Below are 3403 nucleotides of genomic sequence, written 5' to 3' on the forward strand. Positions count from 1 at the left end.
CCCGGAGCGCGTCCGGGGGGGCCCTCCGGGGGCCGGCACGGGCCCCTCAGACCCCCATCAGGCGGGCGAAGTCCAGGCCGAGGCCGCCGAGCACCGGGAGCGCGCCGAGGTCGGTGATGGCGCCGACCGGGATGCTGTACCCCTGGTTGACCTCCCGGGGCTCCGGACCGGCGGACGCGGCGGCGGCCGGACCGGCCGGGGCGGGTGCCAGCGCGGCGGCGAGGGCGGCGGTGAGCAGGGCGGCGGGCGCGGCGGTGCGGGCGGCGAGCTGGGCGAGGGTGCGCACGGAGGCCTCCGAGGACGTGGGAACGGGTGTCCTGCTGAACGCGCGGGGGAGTCGTGCGGTCACGTATCGTCCCTCCTTCGGCCGGTCGGGTAAAGCTCCCCGGCCTGTGTTCATGACAACATGTCACTTGTCTGTACCATGCGGGTGACACCTCCCTAGGGTCCGTACCAACGACCCAACTGGGAGGGCCCACATGCGAGTTGTCCCGAACCTCCGGATCCTGGCCGGCGTCCCGCCGGCCGCCGCCGCGCTCGTCGCCCTGAGCGCCGGAACCGCGAGCGCCGCGATACCGGTCAACCAGCCCATGACCGGCAAGGCCACCTACTACAACGACGCCGGCTACGGCGCCTGCGGCACCCAGATCAACGCCGCCACCCAACTGCTCGTCGCCGTCTCGCACACCTGGTGGACCACGGCCAACCCCAACAACGACCCGGTCTGCAAGGGCATCTCGGTCAAGGTCAGCTACCAGGGCAAGACCCTCACCGTGCCCGTCAAGGACCAGTGTCCGTCCTGCGACGCCACCCACATCGACCTCAGCCAGCCCGCCTTCGCGAGGTTCGCACCCCTCGGGCAGGGTGTCATCAACGGTCTGACCTGGCAGTTCGTCAAGACCGGCCTGGCCGGGCAGACCATCCCGATCGGCGAGCCCGTCACCGCCGCCACCCTCGGCTGAACCGGCCCGCCCCGCTCCCGCCGAGGCTGTCGGCGGGGGCGGGCAGAATCGGCTCCGCAGCGGCAGGGCGCCGACGGAAGGGCGGGCGGACATGGCGAGGTACGTCACGGTGGCGGCGGCGGTCACGATCGACGCGGCACGGCTGCGGACGTACCTCCGCTCACCCGTCGCCCGGGCCTGCGCCCGGCCCGAATCCGACTGGACCGGCCTCTGCACCCCCTGGCCCGACGCCGCCGTCCGCCGCCGCTACCTGGCCGAACTGCCCGCCGCCCTCGCGGAGTGCGACCGCTGGATCGAAGGCGACCACGCGACCCTGCTGGCCGCGCTCGACGAGGACGACGCCCTCACCCTCCGCCACCACGAGGCCACCGGCTCCCTCACCGTCGACTTCGACACCCGCGTCGACTTCGAACTCCCCGGCATGATCTGGGCCCTCACCGCCCTGCGCGGCCTCGCCGGCACCATGGCGGCGGACGACACCGGCCTCGTCGAACTCACCACCGACTGGACCGCCGGAACCGCCCTGCTCCGCCTCTCCCCCGACCACTCCGCCTTCCTCCACCCCGCACACGACTCCACCACCCTCACCCGCGCCCGCAACGCCGCCTTCGACACCCGCTGCCTGGCCTCCGAAGCCGACGAGGACGAGCCGACCGGCGAAGTCCTGGCCCGCCTCCTCGATCACTGACCCGCCTCGACCCACCGCCCCCGGGCCGGGAGAACCGTGGTCGGTGGCGATCCGGCGCGCGGGAGGCCCACGGGGCCCGGTAGGGGCTCGTGCCGCCGTCGACCGCATCCTCGGGGGCCGACCGTCCCGGCTGACAGGGTGCTCGGGGCGAAGGCCGGAATCTTGCAGGGTGGCGGTGGTTCCCGGGCGGGGGTGGGCGTAGCGTCCGGGGGATGGTCGGTGCGAGCTGGAGGTCGGGTCCGTGGGTGTGAATGGCGCGGTGTCGTTCTGGTGGAACCGGCTCGGGCTGCCCGAGCCGCGTCCCGCTCTGCCCGGGCACCGGGAGGTCGACGTCTGCGTGGTCGGCGGCGGATACACCGGCCTGTGGACGGCGTACTACCTCAAGCAGGCCGAACCCGGGCTGCGGATCGCCGTGCTGGAGCAGCGGTTCTGCGGCTTCGGCGCCTCCGGGCGCAACGGCGGCTGGCTCTACAACGGCTTCGCCGGGCGCGGCGCCTTCGCCCGCCGCCACGGACGGGCGGGGGCGGCCGCGATGCAGCGGGTGATGGACGCGGCGGTCGGCGAGGTGGCCGACACCCTGGACGCCGAGGGCATCGACGCCGACGTGGTGCGCGGCGGCGTGCTGGAGGTCGCCCGCACGCCCGCCCAACTCGCCCGCCTGCGCGAGTTCGCCGAGACCGAACGCGCCTACGGCCCCGACCGGGTCCACGAGATCGGTGCCGCCGAGACCGCCGGGCGGCTGCGCGTGGCCGGCGCCCTCGGCGGTGTCTGGAGCCCGTACGGGGCCCGCATCCAGCCCGCCAAGCTCGCCGCCGGCCTCGCCGACGTCGTCGAGCGGCTGGGCGTCGAGGTGTACGAGAGCACGCCGGTGACCGGGATCCGCGGCGGCCGTACGCCCCGGGCGGTCACCCCGCACGGCACCGTCACCGCCCGCTACGTGCTGCGCGCCACCGAGGGCTTCACCTCCGGCCTCGCGGGCGAGCGGCGCACCTGGCTGCCGATGAACTCGGCGATGATCGCCACCGAGCCGCTCCCGGCGTCCTTCTGGGCCGAGACCGGCTGGGACGGCCGCGAGGTGCTCGGCGACTTCGCCCACGCCTACATGTACGCCCAGCGCACCGCCGACGACCGGATCGCCCTCGGCGGGCGCGGCGTCCCGTACCGCTTCGGCTCCCGGACGGACGTCGACGGGGCCACCCAGCCCGCGACCGTCCGCCAACTCCGCGAGATCCTGCACGAGTTCTTCCCGGCCGCCCGCTCGGCGCGGATCGAGCACGCCTGGGCGGGGGTGCTCGGCGTGCCCCGCGACTGGTGCGCCACCGTCGACCTCGACCGCCGCACCGGCCTCGGCCGGGCGGGCGGCTACGTCGGCAGCGGGGTGACCACCGCCAACCTGGCCGGCCGCACCCTGCGCGACCTCGTGCTCGGGTACGACACCGAACTCACCCGCCTGCCCTGGGTCGGCCGCACCGTCCGCCGCTGGGAGCCCGAACCCCTCCGCTGGCTCGGCGTCCACGCCCTCTACGCGGCCTACCGCGCCGCCGACCGCCACGAGTCCGTCCGCCGCCGCCCCACCACCTCCCCCCTCGCCCGCCTCGCCGACACCGTCGCCGGCCGGTAGGCCGGGCCCGGGGCGCACCGCCCCGGGCCCGGGAGGGGGCTCAGAAAGTGTTGGGTAATCGGGTGATCACTCGTTCTTGAGGTCGTCGGCGAGGCGGCGGGCTGCTTCGGTCTCGATGGGGCCGCGGGGTTC

At 75.1% G+C, this 3403-nt stretch carries 4 protein-coding genes; 3 read left to right on the forward strand and 1 reads right to left on the reverse strand.

Features of this window, described 5'->3' with window-relative positions; all coding sequences use genetic code 11:
- Positions 1-46 precede the first annotated feature (46 nt).
- Entirely contained in the window at positions 47-349 is a 303-nt protein-coding gene (locus tag ACFU74_RS36595) for a hypothetical protein (protein ID WP_380764454.1), read from the reverse strand.
- 130 nt (positions 350-479) lie between these two features.
- Here ACFU74_RS36595 and ACFU74_RS36600 point away from each other — a divergent pair, with 130 nt between their 5' ends.
- The 3 genes from ACFU74_RS36600 (at position 480) to ACFU74_RS36610 (ending at position 3271) form a co-directional block, all read left to right on the forward strand.
- Entirely contained in the window at positions 480-962 is a 483-nt protein-coding gene (locus ACFU74_RS36600) for a cysteine/serine endopeptidase inhibitor (protein ID WP_380764455.1), read from the forward strand.
- Between the two features lie 91 nt (positions 963-1053).
- Positions 1054-1650, forward strand: coding sequence for a hypothetical protein (locus ACFU74_RS36605; protein WP_380764456.1), 597 nt, complete (start codon positions 1054-1056; stop codon positions 1648-1650).
- A gap of 241 nt (positions 1651-1891) precedes the next feature.
- Positions 1892-3271 carry an NAD(P)/FAD-dependent oxidoreductase gene (locus tag ACFU74_RS36610; RefSeq protein WP_380764457.1) on the forward strand — a complete coding sequence of 460 codons (1380 nt, stop codon included), beginning with the start codon at positions 1892-1894 and terminating at the stop codon, positions 3269-3271.
- Positions 3272-3403: the final 132 nt, after the last annotated feature.

This window comes from Kitasatospora sp. NPDC057500, assembly GCF_042802195.1.
GTDB lineage: Bacteria > Actinomycetota > Actinomycetes > Streptomycetales > Streptomycetaceae > Kitasatospora.

Excerpts from the sequence above, each read along its gene's own strand:
- ACFU74_RS36600 (WP_380764455.1), top strand. The coding sequence starts at position 480 with ATGCGAGTTGTCCCGAACCTCCGGATCCTGGCCGGCGTCCCGCCGGCC.
- ACFU74_RS36605 (WP_380764456.1), top strand. The coding sequence starts at position 1,054 with ATGGCGAGGTACGTCACGGTGGCGGCGGCGGTCACGATCGACGCGGCA.